This is a genomic window from Streptomyces sp. UW30, assembly GCF_008042075.1.
GTDB lineage: Bacteria > Actinomycetota > Actinomycetes > Streptomycetales > Streptomycetaceae > Streptomyces.
The window spans coordinates 968210-986416 of sequence record NZ_RDBN01000037.1 but is presented as its reverse complement, the minus strand read 5'-3'; the positions used below and the strand labels follow the sequence as shown (position 1 = coordinate 986416).

Sequence of the window (18207 nt, the reverse complement as noted above, 5' to 3'; positions counted from 1 at the left end):
GGACCGCGGCGCAGGTGTACCCCGGCGACGACCAGTGCTCGGCGGGCGACCAGTGGTGCGCCGACTCGATCGTCCAGCGCACCCTGGGCGGCATCAAGCACGGCAGGATCAGCTGGCAGAACCGGCCGACGTATCAGCAGGTCGTGGAGTTCACGTCACATCGGTGACGGGTCGATGGCGGCGGGTCACTTGATGCGGCCCGCCGCCAGCACCACCTGCGCCAGCTCCCGGTGCACGATGTCGCAGTGCGCCCCCGCCGGCGGCCTCCTTCAGGGTGCTGATCAGGATGTCCCGGCAGGCGGTGAGGCTGCCGCCGCCGCAGTACTTCCGGTCGAGCGGGCCCTGCACGGACTCACCGAGCACGGCCCGGATGTCCTTGTCGACGTAGGACCACCAGCCGTACTGGAAGGAGCTTCCGGCGTGCGAGCCGGTCGGGCCGTGCGCGGCCGACGGGGACTCGTCGATGGGCAGGCTCGCGGTCATCGCACCGTACAGCTCGCTGCCGAGGGCCGGTTCGAACTCGGCCTTGACCAGCAGCGGCCACCACGCGTCCAGGATGCGGATCGCGTCGGCGTCGGCGTACGTCTTCGATCCTGCCGACGTCTCGGTGCGCTTGCCGCCCGCGGACAGCCAGGCCTGGAGCCTGCTCACGGCCGCCGCTGCTGTGGGGTCGGTCACCGTGGAGCTGCCCACGACCTTGAGCAGGTCCGGCAGGACGTCCTCGGCCCGCAGGTCGGCCAGGCCCGCGTCGGCCATCGCCTTCACGAGGGAGGCCCGGGTCACGCCGCCCGCGTCGGCCAGCTTCTTCACCCGGTCCTCCAGGAGGTTGCCGCGGTGGACCGAGCCGTCGCCCCAGGACGCGGTCGTGTAGTCCTTGGCCTGCTTGTTGTTCCAGGAGACGTAGTAGTCCTGGTCGATGGAGTTGGGGTGTTCGGACGGCGGCGTGTACTGCGCCGTGTTCGTCGCCGGGTCCCAGCCACGCCACTCGTACGCCGACTGCGCCCAGACCGGGAACTCCGCGTCGACGCCGCTCGCCCGGACCGGGTTGTCGCCGCTGTTGTAGTACGCGGTGTGCTCGGAGTCGGCGTAGAACCAGTTGAAGGTGTAGTTGATGTGCTGCGCGGCCCTCTGGAAGTCCTGTGGGCCCTTGACGTAGCCGGGGTCGTTCAGCATCTGGAAGCCGATGATCGAGTCGGCCTCGTGCAGGTAGGAGGAGCGCAGGGTGGTGTAGGCGACCTTCTTGCCGCCGACGGTCGCGCGGTGGGTGACGGGACCGTACTTGGTGCGCCAGACCCGCATCGTGTATGAGCCCGCGGGGGTGCTGTCGGCGGTCGTGGGTTTCCAGGCGTTCTTCTGCTCGACCTTGTCCATGGCCGTGCACGTGCCGCGGTACAGGTAGTGGTAGTCGTCCTGGCACAGCTCGACGGCGTAGGTGTCGATGATGTCCTGGCCGGAGGTGGTGGCGCTCCACGAGTAGTCCTGGCCGCGGCCGAGCTCGACGTACATGCTCAGGCCGGCGAAGGAGGCGCCGCGGGCGCTGATGCCGGGGCCCTGGATCTCCTGGAGCAGGAGCAGCTGGGGGGCGAAGTAGCCGGTCTGCGGGCCGAAGACGGCGACCGGGTGGCCGCTGGCGGTGTGCTCGCCACTGACCACGAGGGCGTTGGACATGCCCCGCCTGGCCGAGGTCATGGCGGTCGCGGCCGCCGTGGTCGAGGCGCCGCTCGCGGCTGAACCGGCCGCGCTGCCCGTACGGTCGTACACGAGCGGTTCCTCGGTCACCGAGCCGGCGTCGGGCAGGGCCCCGCCCTGCGGGTCGGCGGGTTTGGTGGCGTACGGGAAGCTCTTGTCGTGGACGGTGACGACCGCCTCGGGGTCGTTGCGCTCGCGGAACGACTCCCAGACCTCGGTGCCGCGGGCCACTCCGTACTTCTCCTGGGCGGCCAGCAGGGAGATCGCGTTGTTGACCTCGCCGCCGCCGCCGGAGCCGAACAGGGCGCCGATGACGGAGCCGAGCGCCACCAGGTCGGTGATCTTGAAGTGCTCGATGGTGCCGGCGTTGGTGACGGAGTCCTTGTGGCCGGTCAGGACGTACTCGCCGGGGAAGTAGCGGCCGCTGTCGGAGGCGTCGATGTAGGAGTTGATGCCGTCGAGGTAGGCCTTGGCGTCGGCGAGGGCCAGCTGCCCGCGTTCGCCGTTGGAAGCGACGGCGTTGTCGATCTGGGCCTGGAGATCGGCCTCGGTGTACGGCGCGTGACGCCAGAACTGCTGCTCGAGGCCCTGGTTGGAGGGTGCTCCGCCCGCGAAGGAGGTCAGCTGCCCGCGTCCGACGTGCCGGAAGACGTCCATCAGCCACAGCCGGTCCTGGGCCGCCGCATAGCCCGCGCCGAACTCCGTGCCGTATCTGGTGGTACCGGTGATGTGCGGCACACCCGTTTTCTTGTCACGGACGATCGTCACGTCACTGCGCCCTGCGGGACTGACGGTGGAGGCGACTTGATCGGAGGGGACGCCGAACGAGGCGTCGTTGAAGAAGGTGTTGATCGTCGCGTTGGTGAGGCCGGAGTAGCCCTTGGCCAGGTTGGCGTAGGGGCCCAGCTGGTCCGAGGCGTGTTCGGGCATGGTCCCGAAGGCCTGGTTGAGCAGGACCTGCGCGAGGGTGGCGTTGCCGTTCTGGCCCGGCGGCAGGATGTCGGAGCACTGGTTCCCGCAGTGGTCGTTCGCGGCCGTGGCCTCGGCCGCCGCCGCCCGGGTCGCGCTGACCGCCGGGGAAAGAGGCGACAAAAGTCCGGCAATCAGAGCGCATACGGATGCGGCCTTCAGGAACCCGGGGAATCTGCCGGGAGTTCTCAGTCTGACTAACGCGGTGCGTGGGGTACGCCGTGACATGGCAGCTCCTACCGACGGGGGTGGGCCGAGACTGTTACCGGCGGTATCCCCGGGATTGAAGATGAACATGCGTCACTTTTTTGAGTCGCCAAGGGCTCGCTATGGAGGTCATCGGAAATCGGATGGAGCCGAATCGCTTGTCGATACGTCTATTCGGCAACGTCCCGAACGACGACGCCGAAGTGACCGAAGTACAGGTGCAGATGTGACGGAGGTGCAGGGCGATGGCCGGTTTCCGGAGTCTGGCGAGACAGGTGCGCGATCCGCGGTGCGATCTCGCGCTGCGGCGCTACTCGCTGCGTAAGTGCCTGGAGCGGTTCGCTCCTTACGGGCACAGGGCGACCTGGGACCACTTGTGCTCCCGGGCGGGATTCGGTCCCGAGGACCGCTCCCCCGAGCCGGCGCGGCTCGTGGCCGCGTTGGACGAGTTGGAGGAGGCGCGTTCGGTCTGGCTGGCCTACGAGGTCGAGTTCGCCGAGCGGCGCAAGAAGGAGAAGCACGACGGACTGCGCAGGCCGGGCAGCGTGGACGACTGGCACCGGCTGACCTGGGGCGGTTTCGGAGTCGCCTGGTGCGACGACCCCCGGGTCCACCCGGGAGAACCCCTGGCCGAGGTGCTGCGCCGACTGATCGCCGCGCTGGAGCGCGAACCGGGCTCGGAGTGCCCGGCGTGCAGCGGGGGGCGGCTGATCTGGAAGTACGACCTGGCCCATGAACCGTCGTCGGGTCCGGTCTGCACGGACTGCGGGATCGTGGTGCCGCGTCCGGTGCTCACGCCCGAGGCGCTGGCGGCAGCCAGGCGCGGACGGCGGCTGCTCATGTCCGCCTAGTACGACGGGGGTGCGCCGGGGATGCCGCACCCCCTTTGCCGGCACCGACTGTCAGTGGCGGCTGGCACCATCGACGCATGATCCAGGTGTGTCTCAACGGGCCCCGTGGGGCGACCGACGGTGCGGTGGTACCGCTCTCGCCCGAGGCGCTCGCCGATTCCGCGGCCGAGGCCGTCGCGGCCGGCGCGACGGACATCCATGTCCACCCCAAGACCCCCTGCGGGCAGGACAGTCTCTCGCCGCGCGTGCTCGCGCCGACGCTGGAGGCGATCCGGACCCGGGTGTCGGTGCCGGTCGGTGTGACGACGGGCGCCTGGGCGGAACCTGATCCCGAGGCACGGCTGGAGCGAGTCCGAAGCTGGACGGTGCTGCCGGACCACGCCTCGGTCAACTGGCACGAGCCGGGCGCCGAGGAAGTGGCTGCCGCACTGCTGGAGCGGGGCGTCGGCGTGGAGGCGGGCATCTGGTCGGGCACGGACGGGGCGACGCGGTTCGCCGCCTCGCCGCTGGGGCCGATGGTGCTGCGGGTGCTGGCCGAGGTGACGGACACATCGGCGCAGACGGCCGAGGAGACCGCGCGTGGGTTGCTGGCCGACCTGGGCCCGGCGTTCGGCCGCCCGGTGCTGCTGCACGGCGAGGACGGGGGCGCCTGGCCGGTGCTGCGGCTGGCCGGACGACTGGGGCTGGCGACGCGGATCGGCCTGGAGGACACGCTGGTCCTGCCGGACGGGGAGCGGGCCGCCTCCAACGCCGGGTTGGTGACCGAGGCGTTGCGCCAGTACGGAAGATCGCGACGGTAGCAGCCGCTAAATCCCTCGCACCATCCCTTTCCCGTACGGACAGTTGGGGGCGATGAAACACACCTGAGCACCACCGAGGAGTCCCCGATGTCGACGCTGCGCGTCACCGCCGAAGTCCTGACCGTCCACGAACATCCGAACGCCGACGCTCTGGAGCTGGCGCAGGTGGGTCTGTACCGGGCCGTCGTCGCCAAGGGCGCGTACCGCTCCGGTGAGGCCGCCGTGTACATCCCCGAGCAGTCCGTGCTGCCGGCCGGGCTGATCGAGGAACTGGGGCTGACCGGGCGGCTGGCGGGGAGCGGGGCCGACCGGGTCAAGGCGGTGCGGCTGCGCGGGGAGCTGTCGCAGGGCATCGTGTGCCGGCCACAGGCGCTGGCCGAGGTCGATCTGACGCGGGCGGCCGCGGAGGGCGTCGACTTCGCCGAGCGGCTGGGGATCACCAAGTGGGTGCCGCCGATCCCGCCGACGATGTCCGGTGACGTGGAGTCGGCGCCGGATCTGCTGCCGTGGGTCGACATCGAGAACATCCAGCGGTATCCGGACATCTTCCGGCCCGGTGAGCCGGTGGTGCTGACCGAGAAGCTGCACGGGTCGGCGTGCCTGCTGACGTATGTCGCCGACGGGGAGCGGGTGTACGTCTCCTCGAAGGGCTTCGGCGCGAAGTCGCTGGCGCTGCGAGAGGAGCCCCGGAACCTGTACTGGCGCGCGGTGCGGGGGCACGGTGTCGCCGAGGCGGCGGCGCGGCTGGCCGAGCGGCTGGGAGCCCGGCGGGTCGGGATCTTCGGGGAGGTGTTCGGCGCGGGGGTGCAGGACCTGACGTACGGGGCCGATGGGCGCCGCGAGACGTTGGGGTATGCCGCGTTCGATGTCTGCGCGGAGATCGACGGGCTGGTGCGGTGGCTGGACTCGGCGGAGGTGCTGGAGGGAGAACTGCCCCTGGTGCCGCGGCTGTTCGAGGGGGCCTTCGACATCGAGCGGGTGCTGGAGATCGCGAGCGGGCGGGAGACGGTGTCCGGGCGGGGACTGCATCTGCGGGAGGGTGTGGTGATACGGCCGGTTGTCGAGCGGTACAGCGGGGTGACCGGGGGTCGGGCCATCGCGAAGGCGGTCAGTGCGGCTTATCTGACCCGGAAGGGTGGGACCGAGTACGAGTGACGTGCCCTCAGCCACCGGGCCGGGACGTACGGCCGCTTGTCGGCGACGTTCCGGCCCTGGGCGACTGCTCCGACTGCTCCGGGTCAGATAAGCCGCACTGACCGCCTTCGCGATGGCCCGACCCCCGGTCACCCCGCTGTACCGCTCGACAACCGGCCGTATCACCACACCCTCCCGCAGATGCAGTCGGTCAAGTGGTCGCGCAGGCGGTTGAGTTGCTTGATGCGTTCGTCCAGTTCCGAGCGCCACGCCTCGGACAGGCGTGCCCAGTCCTCGTGGGTGGGGGTGCGCTCCTCGGGCAGTTCGGCGAGGGCCTCGCGGATCGTGGCCAGAGGGATGCCGACACGCTGAGCGGCCCGCACGAACGCGACCCGGCGCAGGGTGTCACGGGTGTAGCGGCGTTGGTTGCCGGAGGTGCGCCGGCTGCTGATCAGGCCCTTGGACTCGTAGAAGTGCAAGGCCGAGACGGCAGCGCCGCTACGGGCGGAGAGCTGGCCGACCGTGAGTTCGTGGATCTTCTCGGGGATCTGGGGCACCCCCCAAACCTACCTACCGCGTCACCCTCCCGGTCCGTTGACAGGGACCTCACCACCTAGCATGCTAAGCAGTTGCTTAGACATACACATGACGCGGGAGGCCGGGACATGGCAGAGCCGAGGATCTTCACCTCCGTCGACGACCTGAAGTCGGCGGTGGGCGAGCAGCTGGGGTACACCGACTGGCTGGAGGTCGACCAGAAGCGGATCGACCTGTTCGCGGAGGCCACCGGTGACCACCAGTGGATCCACGTCGATCCGGAGAAGGCCGCCGCCGGGCCCTTCGGAACCACCATCGCCCACGGGTACCTGACGCTGTCGCTGCTCCCGCTCTTCGGACCCCAGCTCATCGCGGTCGAGGGCGTGAAGATGGGCGTCAACTACGGCACGAACAAGGTGCGTTTCCCCGCCCCGGTACCCGTGGGCTCCCGGCTGCGCGCCACCGCGACGATCAGCGGCGTCGACGACGTGACGGGCGGCGTCCAGGTCGCCGTCGCCTTCACCGTGGAGCGCGAGGGCGGGGACAAGCCCGTGTGCGTCGCCGAGTCCGTCTCGCGCTACTACCTGTAAACCGGGCCGGGGAGCACGCGAGCGCTCGGCCGGAGCTACTTCACTCCCACCATCCGCAGCACGAGGTCGGCGTACAGCGCGCCGACCTCGTCCGGCGTCCAAGGGCCGTCGACGTTGAACCAGCGGGCCACGTCGATGCACAGCGACAGCACCGCGAGGGTCGTGCCCTTCACGTCCAGCACGTCGAAGTCACCGGCCGCCACGCCGTCCTCGATGATCCCGCGCACCTCGGCGTCGCACTGCCGCCGCAGCGCGAGGATCTCGGCGCGGGCGTCCGGGCCGAGCGAGTCCAGCTCGTACTGCACGACCCGCGCGGTGGTGCGCCCCCCGGCGTGCCAGCGGACGAAGGAGCTCACGGCGTCGGCGAGCCGCTCGGCCGGGGTGCCCTCGCGCCGGGCCGCCGTCCGCAGGATCTCCAGGGCCTTCTCGTGGCCGATCCTGCTGATGCGGTGGAGCAGCTCTTCCTTGGTCTTGTAGTGGATGTAGAGCGCGGCCGGGCTCATGCCGGCGCGGCCCGCGATGTCACGGGTCGTCGTGGCGTGGTAGCCGCGCTCGGCGAAGGCCTCCACGGCGGCGATCAGCAGCCGCCGTGCCGCGTCGGGCGTGACCTCGGTCCACGCCGTCTCGCCACCGGCCGTCTCCTCCGCCGTACTCATCGCTCACTCGCCCCTCTCGCTGACAGAAGGACCACCATACCGCCGATACTGAGCGAGCGCTTAGTGGGCTCGGCCGGAGGCGAGGTCGGCCGGATCCTGTCGGTCAGATCTTCTCGAAGGGGTCGTGTTCCGCGAGGAGCTTCTCCAGTCGCGCCTGGTCCACGCGGCTCACGATCTGTCCGGCCTCCTGACGGTCCCGGATGACCTTGGCGAGAGTGAACGCCGAGGTCACCAGGTAGAGGACGGCGATCGCGAGGAATCCGCGCACCCAGGCGTCGGCGTTCAGCTGGTAGATGCCGATGCCGGTGGCGGCCATGGCGACCGCGAAGGAGGCTACGGACTGCCCGTAGAACGCCGCCGTACTCTGCTGTTTGACCGGTGTGTCACTCATGGGGAACAGGATCCGCAGCGGTGGCGCGGGCCACATCCGCTGACGTACTCAGCCGGATACTCAGTCCACCGCACCCCTCAGAACGCCGAAACCCCCGTCAACGCCCGCCCGATGACCAGCTTCTGGATCTGGCTCGTGCCCTCGTAGAGGGTCATCACGCGGGCGTCCCGCAGCAGCTTGCCCGCCGGGTACTCGTCGATGTAGCCGTAGCCGCCGAAGACCTGGAGAGCGTTGTTGGCGGCGCGGACGGCGGCCTCCGAGGCGAAGAGCTTGGCCTTGGAGGACTCCACCGCGAAGGGCAGCCCGCGGTCGATCAGGTCGGCCACCCGCCAGGTCAGCAGCCGCGCCGCGTCCACGTCGACGGCGATGTCGCTGATCAGCTCCTGGACCAGCTGGTGGCGGGCGATCGGCTTGCCGAACTGCTCGCGCTCGCCGGCGTACCGGACGGCCGCGTCCAGTGCGGCCTGCGCTATGCCGACGCACCCCGCGGCGACCGACATCCGCCCCTTGGCGAGGGCCGACATCGCGACCGAGAAGCCCTTGCCCTCCTCCCCCACCATGGCCGACGCGGGCACCCGTACGTCCTGAAGGACCAGCTCGGCGGTGGCCTGACCGCGCAGGCCGAGCTTGCCGTGGATGGTGCGGCGGGTCAGGCCGGGCGTGTCGGTGGGGACGAGGAAGGCGGAGACGCCCTTGTGGCCGGGCGCGTCGGTGGAGCGGGCGAAGAGCAGGACGACGTCGGCCCACGTGCCGTTCGTGATGAACATCTTGGTGCCGTTGATGACGTAGTCGCCGCCGTCGCGCACCGCCCGAGTGGCGAGGTTGCCGGCGTCGGAGCCCGTGCCCGGCTCGGTGAGGCCGAAGCAGCCGACCAGCTCGCCCGCGGTGAGCCCCGGCAGCCAGCGGCGCCGCTGCTCCTCGCTCCCCCAGGCCGCGACGGTCTTGGCGACCAGGCCGAGGGAGACCGACACGATCCCGCGCACCGAGGAGTCGCCGCGTCCCAGCTCCTCCGTGACCAGGCAGTACGCGAGATGGTCGCCGCCCGACCCGCCGTACTCCTCGTCGATCGTCAGCCCCAGGAAGCCGACCTCGCCGAGCTTCTTGACGATCGAACGGTCGACTTCCTCCGCACGGTCCCACTCGACGACGTGCGGCGCGATCTCGCGGTCCACGAAGTCCCGGGCGAGTCGGCGGACCGCGGTCTGCTCCTCGCTGAGCTCCAGGTTCATGCAGAGTCACCCCACAGACGGTGGCCAGCTCGCGGACGGTGGCCATTGAGAGCCGTACATTGAAAGCCGTACATTTAAATTAGCACTGCTAGTTTCCGTTGGGCAGCCCTACTATGTGCGCCATGGCCCGACCGCGCAAGCCCCTCCTCAGCTACGACCGGATCGTCGAGACGGCTCGTGAACTCGTGGACGCGGAAGGCCTGTCGGCCGTCTCCACGCGCCGGCTCGCCGCCGAACTGGGGGTGAGCGGGCCGTCCCTGTACAACCACTTCCGCACGAAGGACGAGATCCTGGAGGCGGTCGCCGACTCGGTGAGCGCGCAGGTCGATCTGTCGATGTTCGAGGACGGGCGGGACTGGCGCACCGCGCTGCACGACTGGGCCGTCTCGTACCGGACGGCCCTGCGCGACCACCCGAACGTCGTCCCGGTGCTCGCCCGCGGCCCGGGCCGCCGCCCGGCCGCGCTGCGGCTCGCCGACGCCGCCTACGGCGCGATGGTCGCGGCGGGCTGGCCGCCGGCGCAGGCCACGTCCATCGGCGCGCTGATGCGGTACTTCATCATGGGCTCGGCGCTCGGCTCGTTCGCCGGGGGCTTCGTGGACGACGCCAGCGCGTACGACCCCGCCGACTACCCGCACCTCGGGCAGGCCCACCTCCTCGCCGAGCAGCAGGAGAAGATCGACGAGCGGGCCTTCGAGACCGGGCTGACGGCGCTGCTGGACGGGCTGGCCCGGCAGTACGAGCAGGTGGGGCGGGCCACGTAGCCGTTCCCCGGCGGGACCCCGGCCACACTTCGGCGCCGACCGAAGTATCCGTGCCCCATGCTGGAACGCATGGCCACCAAAGACCCCCAGGCGTCGCTGCTCGCCCGGCTCGCCGGGCTCATCGCCGACGAGACCCGGGCCGCCTGTCTGCTGGCACTGCTGGACGGGCGGGCGTGGACCGCCGGTGAGCTGGCGCGGCACGCCGGGGTCGCGGCGTCGACGCTGAGCGAACACCTGGGCAAGCTGGTCGCGGGCGGACTGCTGGCCGAGGATCGGCAGGGCCGGCACCGGTACGTCCGGCTGGCCGACGCCCGGGTCGCCCAGCTGGTGGAGGACCTGACCGCGCAGGTTGCCCCAGGGGCGGATCGGCGGCCCCGGAACCTGCGGGAGTCCAGCGCCGGCTCGGCGATGGCCCGCGGCCGGACCTGCTACGACCATCTCGCCGGGCGGCTCGGCATCGCGGTCACCGACGCGCTCACCTCGCGCGGGCTGCTGCGGCAGGACACCGGGTTCGCGCTCACGGACACGGGGCTCGGCTGGTTCGACTCGGCCGGCATCCCCCTCGACCGTGGGAGCCGGCGCCCCTTGGCCCGGGCCTGCCTCGACTGGACCGAACGCCGACCTCATCTCGCGGGCGTCGCGGGTGCGGCCCTGTGCCGGCACACGCTGGACGCGGGGTGGTGCGTGCGGATCGGTTCGGAGCGGGCCGTGAAAGTGACTGCGTCGGGTGAGCGTGCCTTGCTGGAGATGCTCGGTATCGAGGTGGGGGCGCTGCGGTGAGCGCCCCTTTCGGGCGCTCCGGTTGCCCTGTCCGAAATCCGCCAGCCTCGGTCCCCCTTCCCTCCCTAGCCTCTGGAGCATGATGAACAGCACCCCCGCCCACCGCCCCGACCTCCTCGCGGCCGGCGCTGCCACCGTCACCGTCGTGATGTGGGCCTCCGCCTTCGTCGCCATCCGCAGCGCCGGTGAGGAGTACTCGCCCGGCGCCCTCGCGCTGGGGCGGCTGCTCGTCGGTGCCGTGGTCCTGGGAGCCATCTGTCTCGTCCGCCGGGAGGGGCTGCCTGCGCGGGCGGCCTGGCCCGGGATCGCGATATCGGGCCTGCTGTGGTTCGGCTTCTACAGCGTCGTGCTGAACTGGGGCGAGCAGCAGGTGGACGCCGGTACGGCGGCACTCGTCGTGAACATCGGCCCCATCCTCATCGCCCTGCTGGGCGCCCGGCTGCTCGGTGACGCGATGCCGCCGCGGCTGCTCGCGGGCATGGCGGTGTCGTTCGCCGGTGCGGTGGCCGTGGGTCTGTCGATGTCGGGCGAGGGCGGATCCTCGGTGCTCGGGGTGGTGCTGTGCCTGCTCGCCGCGATCGGCTACGCGGGCGGCGCGGTGGCGCAGAAGCCGGCGCTCGGCCATGCGAGCGCGCTCCAGGTGACGACGTACGGATGCCTGGTCGGCGCGGTCGTCTGCCTGCCCTTCGCGGGACAGCTCGTCGACGACGCCGCCCACGCCTCCGTGTCCGCGACGCTCAACCTGGTCTTTCTGGGCGTCTTCTCGCTGGCGCTCGCCTTCACCACATGGGCGTACGCCCTGGCCCGTACGACCGCCGGCCGGATGGGCGCGACGACGTACGCGGTGCCCGCGCTGGTCGTGCTGATGTCGTGGCTGGCGCTCGGCGAGGTACCCGGGCTGCTCACGCTGGCGGGCGGGGCGCTGTGTCTGGCGGGCGTGGCCGTGTCGCGGTCCAGGACGCGGTCCGCCCGGGTCGTGGCGAGTGCGCCGCAACCCGAGCAGACCCGTGAGTCAGCGTGAACGCGCCTTGCCGGCGAGCACCTTGATGGACAGCAGGGCGATCACCGCCAGGCCGATGATGTAGGCGGACACCGCCATCGAGGTGCCCGAGGCCTCCAGCAGCAGCACCATGACGAAGGGGGCGAGCCCGCCGCCGAGCACGGCCGCGATCTGGTAGCCGAGGGAGGCGCCCGTGTAGCGCATCTCGGGCGTGAACAGCTCGGCGAACAGGGCCGCCTGGGGGCCGTACATGATGCTGAGGAAGCAGCTGGCGACGAACGAGCCGACCGCCAGCCACAGCAGCGAGCCGGTGTCGATGAGCAGGAACAGCGGCACGGCCCACAGGGCGATGCCGACCGCGCCGAGTGCGTAGACCCGGATACGGCCGACCTTGTCGGAGAGCGCGGCGGCGGCCGGGATCAGCACCAGCTGGGTGAGGCTGACGCACAGTGAGACGGTGAGAACCGCGCTCTTGTCCATGTCCAGTTCCCGGGTCGTGTAGTCGAGGACGCCGGTGATCAGGATGTAGAAGGTCGCGGTGTTGACGGCGAAGGAGCCGCCGGCGAGGAGGACCGTACCGAGGTGGTCCTTCATGATGGCGCGCAGCGGGCTGCTCTGCTCCGCCTGCTCCTTCTCGGCCAACGCCCGCTCGGCCTCCCGGAATTCGGGGGTCTCCTCGACGCGGGTGTGGATGTACCAGGCGAGGGCGAGGACGAACAGGCCGATCAGGAACGGCACCCGCCAGCCCCACGCCGCGAACTGCGCGTCGGTGGTGAAGGCGCCGGCCAGCAGGAAGACGGTGTTGGCGGTGACCACTCCGATGGGGACGCCGAGTTGGACGACGCTGCCGTAGACGCCGCGCTTGCCCTCGGGGGCGTACTCGGTGGCCAGCAGCATGGCGCCGCCCCACTGGGCGCCGACCGCGACGCCCTGGGCGATGCGCAGGGCGACGAGCAGGATCGGGGCGGCGACGCCGATCGTGTCGTACGTGGGGAGCAGGCCGATGCCGGTGGTGGCGATGCCCATGAGGGTGAGCGCGAGGACCAGCATGGGCTTGCGGCCGCGCTTGTCGCCGAGGTGGCCGGCGACGATGCCGCCGATGGGGCGGGCGAGGAAACCGACGGCGAAGGTGGCGAAGGCGGCGAGCACTCCGGCGGTGGAGCTGCCGGCGGGGAAGTACAGGTCGCCGAGTACGAGGGCGGCGGCGATGCCGAAGACGAAGTAGTCGTACCACTCGACGGCGGAGGCGAGCGCGGCCGCTGTGGCCACGCGGCGCCGGTTGACCGTGGGGAGGGCGGTCGTGGTGTCGGGGTGAGCGGAGGGGGCCATGTCCATGCGTGCACACTCCGGTGGGTGCGGTGGGGACGTTGGCGGCGAACGTACTGACCGGACGGTATGGGGTCAACGGTTGTGCAGGAAGGTTGCCCGGGGCACCCGAGGCCCCGGGCAACGACATCGGAACCTCAGAACACCACCAGGGCGCGGCCGCCCTTGCCCGCGATCATGTTCTCGAAGGCCGCCGGAATCCCCTCCAGCGCGATCCGTTCCGTCACCAGCGCCCCCAGGTCCAGCCGGCCCGCGCGGACGTGCTCGGCCAGTACCGGCAGGTCGCGCGCCGGGTCGGAGTTGCCGTAGACGCAGCCGGAGAGGGTGCGGCCCCAGTGGAAGATCTCCAGCGCGTTGAAGGTGACCTGCTGGTCCTTGCCGCCGATGCCGACGACCGTGGTGCGGCCGCCGCGACGGGTGGAGTCCCAGGCCGTGCGGATCGTGGTCGCGCGGCCCACGCACTCCACGGCCACGTCCACGCCCTGCTTGCCCGTCAGGCCCCGGATCTCGCGGGCGGTGTTCTCGGAGGCGACCACATAGTCGGTGGCGCCCGCCGCGCGCGCCAACTCCTCCTTCTCCGGGGAGACATCGACCGCGACGATCTTCGCCGCGCCCGCGATCCGGGCCGCCTGGAGGGCCGACAGGCCGACGCCGCCGACGCCGAACACGGCGACGGTCTCGCCCGCCCGCACCCGCGCCGAGTGGTGCACGGCGCCGTAGCCGGTGAGGACGGCGCAGCCCAGCAGGGCGGCGTCGGTGAGCGGGACGCCGTCCGGGAGGGGCAGGACGCAGCCCGCCGCGACGACCGTCTCCTCGGCGAACGCGGCGACGTTCAGGCCGGGGTGCAGGTCGGTGCCCGCCGCGGTGCGGGCGTAGACGTCGGCGGCGCCGTTGAGGGCGTTGGCGCACAGCCAGACCTCGCCGAGCCCGCAGGCGTGGCAACTTCCGCATGACGGGGCCCAGTTGAGGACCACGGCGTCGCCCGGCGCGACCTGTGTGACCCCCTCCCCCACGGCTGTCACCGTACCCGCGCCCTCGTGGCCCAGGACCGCGGGGACGGGGACGCGCATGGTGCCGTCGGACAGGGACAGGTCGGAGTGGCAGACGCCGGCGGCGGCGAGGCGGACGCGGACCTGGCCGGGTCCGGGGTCGGGCAGGTCGATCTCGGTGACCTCCAGCGGGGCACCGATGGCGGGCAGGACTGCGGCGCGAACCATGTGCGGGCTCCTAGAACTGAAGGGACTTGGTCTGGAGGTACTCGGCCAGGCCGTGCGAGCCGAGCTCGCGGCCGACGCCCGACTGCTTGTAGCCGCCGAAGGGGGCGCGGACGTTGAAGCGGCCTCCGTTGATGTCGACCTGCCCGGTGTCCATCCGGCGCGCGAAGGCCACCGCCTCGGCCTCCTCGCCCGCCCAGACGGCGCCCGCGAGGCCGTAGACGGTGCCGTTGGCGATGCGCAGGGCGTCGTCCTCGTCCTCGTAGGGCAGGATCGACAGGACCGGGCCGAAGATCTCCTCCTGCGCGATGGTCATCTCGGGGGTCACGTCGGCGAAGACGGTCGGGCTGACGAAGTAGCCCTGCTCGCGGGGCGCTTCGGTGCCGCCCGCGACCAGTCGCGCCCCCTCGGCCACGCCCTTCTCGATGTAGCCGAGCACCCGCTCCTGCTGCTTGGCGTTCACCACCGGCCCGATGCGCTCGCCGTACTTCTCGGCGGCGGCCGCGGCCAGCTGCACGGCGTCGTCGTACTGGTCCCGGTGGACCAGCATCCGCGTCCAGGCGCTGCACGTCTGCCCGGAGTTGGACATGACGTTGGAGACACCGACATTGACGGCCTTGGCCAGGTCGGCGCTGGGCAGGATGACGTTGGCGGACTTGCCGCCCAGCTCCAGGGCGACCTTCTTGATGGCGGCGCCGGCCACCGCGGCGATCTGCCGGCCGACGGCCGTGGAGCCGGTGAAGGAGACCAGGTCGACGTCCGGGTGCTCGGCGAGCGCCTGGCCGGCGACCGGGCCGAGGCCGGTGACCAGGTTGAAGACGCCCGCGGGGACACCGGCCTCGTCGACCGCCTCGGCGAAGAGCTGGGCGACGAGCGGGGTGTCCTCGGCGGGCTTCAGGACGACCGTGCAGCCGGCCGCCAGCGCCGGGGCGACCTTGGCGACGATCTGGTGGAGCGGGTAGTTCCAGGGCGTGATCGCGCCGACCACGCCGATGGGCTCCAGGAACACGGTCGAGTTGCCGACCTTCTCCTCGAAGGCGTAGGTCGCCGCCAGTTCGGCATACGTGCCCGCGACCGCGATCGGGGCGCCCGCGTGGACGGACTGGGAGAACTTGAGCGGTGAGCCGAGTTCGGCGGTGACCGTCTCGGCGATCTCGTCCCTGCGGGCCGCCAGGGCGTCCCGGAGGGCGGCCAGCCGCGCGGCCCGTTCCGCGGGCGCAGTCGCGGCCCAGCCCGGGAGGGCGGCGCGGGCGGCCCGTACGGCGGTGTCGACGTCGGCGGCGGCGCCGGCCGGGACGCGGCCGATGATCTGCTCGTCGGCCGGGTTGACCACGTCGATCACCTCCCCGCTCTCGGCGGGGCGCCAGGCGCCGTCGATGTAGATGCCGTCGTGTGCCTTCATCACGCTTCCTCCAGGGCGGGCCGCCTCGTCGTCCGGCTCATAAACTAGCGGCGTTAGTTTTTGCGCGCCAGATGCGCCGGTCACCCCATGAGATCAGAAGTCGACGCGCGCCTCGTCGTCCACCCTCCCCACCGCCTCCTGGCCGAAGGCCTTCTCGTAGGCGCGACGGATCTCCTCGATCCTGCGGTCACCGGCGTCCGCCTGCGTGCGCGGGTAGAGCAGGATCAGCTCGTAGGACCGCTCCTTCTCGATCACGCCGTTCGCGTCCCGCCACTGCCCCCGCCCGGACTGGATCGTGAGCCCGTCCGGGAAGTCCGGCGCGACCTCCTTGTCGACGAACTCCACGAACTGCTCGTCGGTGACCGCGGGACCGCCGTCCGGGCGTGCGGTTCCGAAGAACAACTGGGTCTCGATGTACGGCTCTCCCCGCACCGGCGCCGCGGTGGCGCCGACGTCGAGGGTGGCGTAGGCGGTGGGTGCTCCGACGGCCAGCAGAAGGCCGACGGCGGTGAGAACAGCCCGAGTTCGGGTGAAGTGCGCATTCATGGCGCATAACTAGCCAAACCCGGCGGACTTCACTCCTCCAGGTCGGGAAGCCTCGCCGGGGCCGGGCAGATTCGCTCTCCGTGCTGGTCGAAGACGAACAGATGGGCGATGTCGACGAGGAGGGGGACCTGCATACCGTGCCGCAGGTCGAAATCGGGTGTGGTGCGGACGATGAGGTCGCCGGGGAGTCGGCCCTCGGGCGGCACCGGGTCGGCCGTGCCGTCGCCGGGGTGCTCCAGCGTCACCACGGGCCCGGCACGCAGGGCGCCCGCGCGGCCCCGCAGCCGCTCCAGCACCGTGCCGGAGTCACGGCGGCGGCGCCGGACCGCCCGGACCGGGCGCGGGGCCTCCAGGTCGGGGACGACGGCCGGCCGGGAGCCGGTGTTGAAGTGGACGAGGACCTCGTGGCCCTGGAACTCCACATGCTCGACCAGGCCGGTGATGTGCACCTCGCCGGGGCGGGCACTGGCGGGCTGTGCGATGCGGACCGCCTCCGACCGCAGCCCCACGATGACCTCGCGCCCCTGCTGCACCCGCAGCAACTGGTGGTCCAGGCAGAGGGGTTCGGGCAGCCGGAGGTACTGCTTGCCGAGGCTGATGGTCATCGCACCGTCGAGCGGGGCGCGCACGAGGCCGCGCAGCAGGTTGATGCGCGGGGTGCCGATGAAGGCGGCGACGAAGACGTTGCGCGGCAGCGAGTAGACCGAGCGGGGTGCGCCGACCTGCTGGAGGACGCCGCCGCGCAGGACGGCGACCCGGTCGCCGAGCGACATCGCCTCGGCCTGGTCATGGGTGACGTAGACCGTGGTGACGCCCAGCTTCCGGGTGAGGCCGGAGATCTCGGCGCGCAGGTGGCCCCGGAGCTTGGCGTCGAGGTTGGACAGCGGCTCGTCCATCAGGAAGGCGGTCGGGTGGCGGGCGATGGCCCGGCCCATGGCGACGCGCTGGCGTTCGCCGCCGGAGAGTTGGGCGGGGAAGCGGTCGAGGAGGTCCTCGATGCCCAGCATGCGGGCGGTGGCGTCCACCTGCGGGCCGGGATCCGCGCCGGGCGACTCGATGCGCAGCGGGAAGCCGATGTTGTCGCGGCCGGTCATGCTCGGGTAGAGGGCGAAGTTCTGGAAGACCATCGCCATCTTCCGGTCGGCGGGCAGCAGGTCGTTGGCCCACTCGCCGTCCAGCAGCAGTTCGCCCTCGTCGATCTCCTCCAGCCCGGCGATCATCCTGAGCACGGTGGACTTGCCGCAGCCGGAGGGCCCGAGCAGGACGAGGAATTCACCGGGCTCGATGTCCAGCGAGAGCCCGTCCACGACGCGGGTGCCCCGTGTGTAGGACTTGCTCACGTCGTGCAGGGAGATGGCGCGTGTCATGACGGATGCCCCCGGGGGCTCGTTCAGGCGCCGGGGCCCGTCCGGCATGCCGGGTCAGCACGGTCCGGCACGCGCGTCCGCCGGACGGGCCCTGGCGCTCCGCGGTCGAACGCCTCATGCGGGTCGCACGGGGCGTATGAGTCACGGAAGTTAACGGAATGTGTGCGGCCGAGGGAAGGGAACGGGCCGAATCCGGCGCCGCTGTCCAACAGGCGGGCAACCGGACGGCCGGATTCAGCGCCGGCCGGCGCCCTTCGGCTCACGGGTCGCGGTGAGATGGGCGTAGACGACGACGTTGCCCGTGTAGCCGGTCCTGCGGTTGTAGTTGCCGCCGCAGGTGATCAGCCGAAGCTCCGGCCGGGCCCGGGCGCCGTACACCTCGCGGTTGGGGAACTTGTCCTTCTCGTACGTCTTGATGGCGTCGACCTTGTAGACGGCGGTCCGTCCGTCGGCGCGCCGGATCTCGATGCGCTTGCCGCGCTTCAGTTCGCCGAGGCCGCCGAAGACGGCGGGTCCGGTGTCGGTGTCGAGGTGGCCCACGGCGATGGCGGTGCCCTGTTCACCCGGGGAGGGCCCGTCCGCGTACCAGCCGACCAGGTTGGGCTTGTCCTCCGGGGGCGCGGGCAGGCGCCGCTCGCTGTCGAGGTGCAGGTCCATCAGCGGGGAGTCGACGCTGATGTAGGGGATGGCGAGGCGGGTCGCACGGGAGCGGGGCAGGGGGCGAGGGCCGGCGGGGCGCTTGCCCGCCTTTGCGG

17 protein-coding genes and 1 pseudogene are annotated in these 18207 nt (G+C 71.3%); 7 read left to right on the top strand and 11 right to left on the bottom strand.

Going from position 1 to position 18207, the window contains the following annotated elements:
• Nucleotides 1–255: 255 nt before the first annotated feature.
• Nucleotides 256–2886, bottom strand: a pseudogene (locus EAO75_RS23150) (penicillin acylase family protein); the annotation flags it as partial.
• Nucleotides 2887–3110: 224 nt separating this feature from the next.
• Between EAO75_RS23150 and EAO75_RS23145 the strand changes: the two are divergent.
• The 3 genes from EAO75_RS23145 (at nt 3111) to EAO75_RS23135 (ending at nt 5671) form a co-directional block, all read left to right on the top strand.
• Nucleotides 3111–3716 (top strand): hypothetical protein, encoded by a 606-nt coding sequence (locus tag EAO75_RS23145; RefSeq protein ID WP_147996965.1) that lies wholly within the window; start codon nt 3111–3113, stop codon nt 3714–3716.
• Between the two features lie 77 nt (nt 3717–3793).
• On the top strand, nt 3794–4516 hold the full coding sequence (locus EAO75_RS23140; protein ID WP_187284549.1) for a 3-keto-5-aminohexanoate cleavage protein: 723 nt from the start codon (nt 3794–3796) through the stop codon (nt 4514–4516).
• A gap of 87 nt (nt 4517–4603) precedes the next feature.
• Nucleotides 4604–5671 carry an RNA ligase (ATP) gene (locus tag EAO75_RS23135; protein ID WP_147996964.1) on the top strand — a complete coding sequence of 356 codons (1068 nt, stop codon included), beginning with the start codon at nt 4604–4606 and terminating at the stop codon, nt 5669–5671.
• A gap of 161 nt (nt 5672–5832) precedes the next feature.
• On the opposite strand, the gene soxR is transcribed toward EAO75_RS23135, so the two are convergent.
• Nucleotides 5833–6207 (bottom strand): redox-sensitive transcriptional activator SoxR, encoded by a 375-nt coding sequence (gene soxR / locus EAO75_RS23125; RefSeq protein ID WP_410092471.1) that lies wholly within the window; start codon nt 6205–6207, stop codon nt 5833–5835.
• Between the two features lie 108 nt (nt 6208–6315).
• On the opposite strand from soxR, the gene EAO75_RS23120 reads away from it, so the two are divergent.
• Nucleotides 6316–6777 (top strand): MaoC family dehydratase, encoded by a 462-nt coding sequence (locus tag EAO75_RS23120; protein WP_147996963.1) that lies wholly within the window; start codon nt 6316–6318, stop codon nt 6775–6777.
• Nucleotides 6778–6812: 35 nt separating this feature from the next.
• Here EAO75_RS23120 and EAO75_RS23115 read toward each other — a convergent pair whose 3' ends face one another.
• The 3 genes from EAO75_RS23115 to EAO75_RS23105 form a co-directional block, all read right to left on the bottom strand.
• On the bottom strand, nt 6813–7433 hold the full coding sequence (locus tag EAO75_RS23115) for a TetR/AcrR family transcriptional regulator (protein WP_147996962.1): 621 nt from the start codon (nt 7431–7433) through the stop codon (nt 6813–6815).
• Between the two features lie 103 nt (nt 7434–7536).
• Nucleotides 7537–7824: a YiaA/YiaB family inner membrane protein gene (locus EAO75_RS23110; RefSeq protein ID WP_147996961.1), complete on the bottom strand. Its 288-nt coding sequence runs from the start codon at nt 7822–7824 to the stop codon at nt 7537–7539.
• Nucleotides 7825–7901: 77 nt separating this feature from the next.
• Nucleotides 7902–9053 carry an acyl-CoA dehydrogenase family protein gene (locus EAO75_RS23105; RefSeq protein WP_147996960.1) on the bottom strand — a complete coding sequence of 384 codons (1152 nt, stop codon included), beginning with the start codon at nt 9051–9053 and terminating at the stop codon, nt 7902–7904.
• 122 nt (nt 9054–9175) lie between these two features.
• On the opposite strand from EAO75_RS23105, the gene EAO75_RS23100 reads away from it, so the two are divergent.
• The 3 genes from EAO75_RS23100 to EAO75_RS23090 all read left to right on the top strand — a co-directional run bounded on the left by EAO75_RS23100 (nt 9176) and on the right by EAO75_RS23090 (nt 11618).
• On the top strand, nt 9176–9817 hold the full coding sequence (locus EAO75_RS23100) for a TetR/AcrR family transcriptional regulator (protein WP_147996959.1): 642 nt from the start codon (nt 9176–9178) through the stop codon (nt 9815–9817).
• A gap of 69 nt (nt 9818–9886) precedes the next feature.
• On the top strand, nt 9887–10597 hold the full coding sequence (locus tag EAO75_RS23095; protein WP_410092470.1) for an ArsR/SmtB family transcription factor: 711 nt from the start codon (nt 9887–9889) through the stop codon (nt 10595–10597).
• 82 nt (nt 10598–10679) lie between these two features.
• On the top strand, nt 10680–11618 hold the full coding sequence (locus tag EAO75_RS23090) for a DMT family transporter (RefSeq protein WP_187284608.1): 939 nt from the start codon (nt 10680–10682) through the stop codon (nt 11616–11618).
• Here EAO75_RS23090 and EAO75_RS23085 read toward each other — a convergent pair.
• The 6 genes from EAO75_RS23085 to EAO75_RS47555 form a co-directional block, all read right to left on the bottom strand.
• Nucleotides 11610–12932 carry an MFS transporter gene (locus EAO75_RS23085; RefSeq protein ID WP_147996956.1) on the bottom strand — a complete coding sequence of 441 codons (1323 nt, stop codon included), beginning with the start codon at nt 12930–12932 and terminating at the stop codon, nt 11610–11612. The two genes, EAO75_RS23090 and EAO75_RS23085, sit on opposite strands and share 9 nt — an antisense overlap.
• Before the next feature lie 128 nt (nt 12933–13060).
• The gene (locus EAO75_RS23080; protein WP_147996955.1) at nt 13061–14140 is read right to left on the bottom strand and encodes a Zn-dependent alcohol dehydrogenase; all 1080 of its coding nucleotides are present in this window, start codon (nt 14138–14140) and stop codon (nt 13061–13063) included.
• A gap of 10 nt (nt 14141–14150) precedes the next feature.
• Complete coding sequence (locus tag EAO75_RS23075) at nt 14151–15539, bottom strand: aldehyde dehydrogenase family protein (RefSeq protein WP_147996954.1); 1389 nt, start codon at nt 15537–15539, stop codon at nt 14151–14153.
• Between the two features lie 93 nt (nt 15540–15632).
• Entirely contained in the window at nt 15633–16085 is a 453-nt protein-coding gene (locus EAO75_RS23070; RefSeq protein ID WP_147996953.1) for a DUF3574 domain-containing protein, read from the bottom strand.
• A 29-nt stretch (nt 16086–16114) separates the two neighbouring features.
• Nucleotides 16115–17452: an ABC transporter ATP-binding protein gene (locus tag EAO75_RS23065; RefSeq protein WP_147996952.1), complete on the bottom strand. Its 1338-nt coding sequence runs from the start codon at nt 17450–17452 to the stop codon at nt 16115–16117.
• Between the two features lie 234 nt (nt 17453–17686).
• A partial coding sequence (locus EAO75_RS47555) for a class F sortase (RefSeq protein WP_261989387.1) occupies nt 17687–18207 on the bottom strand: 521 nt, incomplete at its 5' end.

What these genes read in the sequence shown, in the direction of transcription:
- EAO75_RS23080 (WP_147996955.1), bottom strand. Translation starts at nt 14,140, where the DNA reads ATGGTTCGCGCCGCAGTCCTGCCCGCCATCGGTGCCCCGCTGGAGGTC.
- EAO75_RS23095 (WP_410092470.1), top strand. Translation starts at nt 9,887, where the DNA reads ATGGCCACCAAAGACCCCCAGGCGTCGCTGCTCGCCCGGCTCGCCGGG.
- EAO75_RS23085 (WP_147996956.1), bottom strand. Translation starts at nt 12,932, where the DNA reads ATGGACATGGCCCCCTCCGCTCACCCCGACACCACGACCGCCCTCCCC.
- EAO75_RS23105 (WP_147996960.1), bottom strand. Translation starts at nt 9,053, where the DNA reads ATGAACCTGGAGCTCAGCGAGGAGCAGACCGCGGTCCGCCGACTCGCC.
- EAO75_RS23120 (WP_147996963.1), top strand. Translation starts at nt 6,316, where the DNA reads ATGGCAGAGCCGAGGATCTTCACCTCCGTCGACGACCTGAAGTCGGCG.
- EAO75_RS23075 (WP_147996954.1), bottom strand. Translation starts at nt 15,539, where the DNA reads ATGAAGGCACACGACGGCATCTACATCGACGGCGCCTGGCGCCCCGCC.
- EAO75_RS23100 (WP_147996959.1), top strand. Translation starts at nt 9,176, where the DNA reads ATGGCCCGACCGCGCAAGCCCCTCCTCAGCTACGACCGGATCGTCGAG.
- EAO75_RS23115 (WP_147996962.1), bottom strand. Translation starts at nt 7,433, where the DNA reads ATGAGTACGGCGGAGGAGACGGCCGGTGGCGAGACGGCGTGGACCGAG.
- EAO75_RS23145 (WP_147996965.1), top strand. Translation starts at nt 3,111, where the DNA reads ATGGCCGGTTTCCGGAGTCTGGCGAGACAGGTGCGCGATCCGCGGTGC.
- EAO75_RS23140 (WP_187284549.1), top strand. Translation starts at nt 3,794, where the DNA reads ATGATCCAGGTGTGTCTCAACGGGCCCCGTGGGGCGACCGACGGTGCG.
- EAO75_RS23090 (WP_187284608.1), top strand. Translation starts at nt 10,680, where the DNA reads ATGAACAGCACCCCCGCCCACCGCCCCGACCTCCTCGCGGCCGGCGCT.
- EAO75_RS23135 (WP_147996964.1), top strand. Translation starts at nt 4,604, where the DNA reads ATGTCGACGCTGCGCGTCACCGCCGAAGTCCTGACCGTCCACGAACAT.
- EAO75_RS23110 (WP_147996961.1), bottom strand. Translation starts at nt 7,824, where the DNA reads ATGAGTGACACACCGGTCAAACAGCAGAGTACGGCGGCGTTCTACGGG.
- EAO75_RS23065 (WP_147996952.1), bottom strand. Translation starts at nt 17,452, where the DNA reads ATGACACGCGCCATCTCCCTGCACGACGTGAGCAAGTCCTACACACGG.
- EAO75_RS23070 (WP_147996953.1), bottom strand. Translation starts at nt 16,085, where the DNA reads ATGAATGCGCACTTCACCCGAACTCGGGCTGTTCTCACCGCCGTCGGC.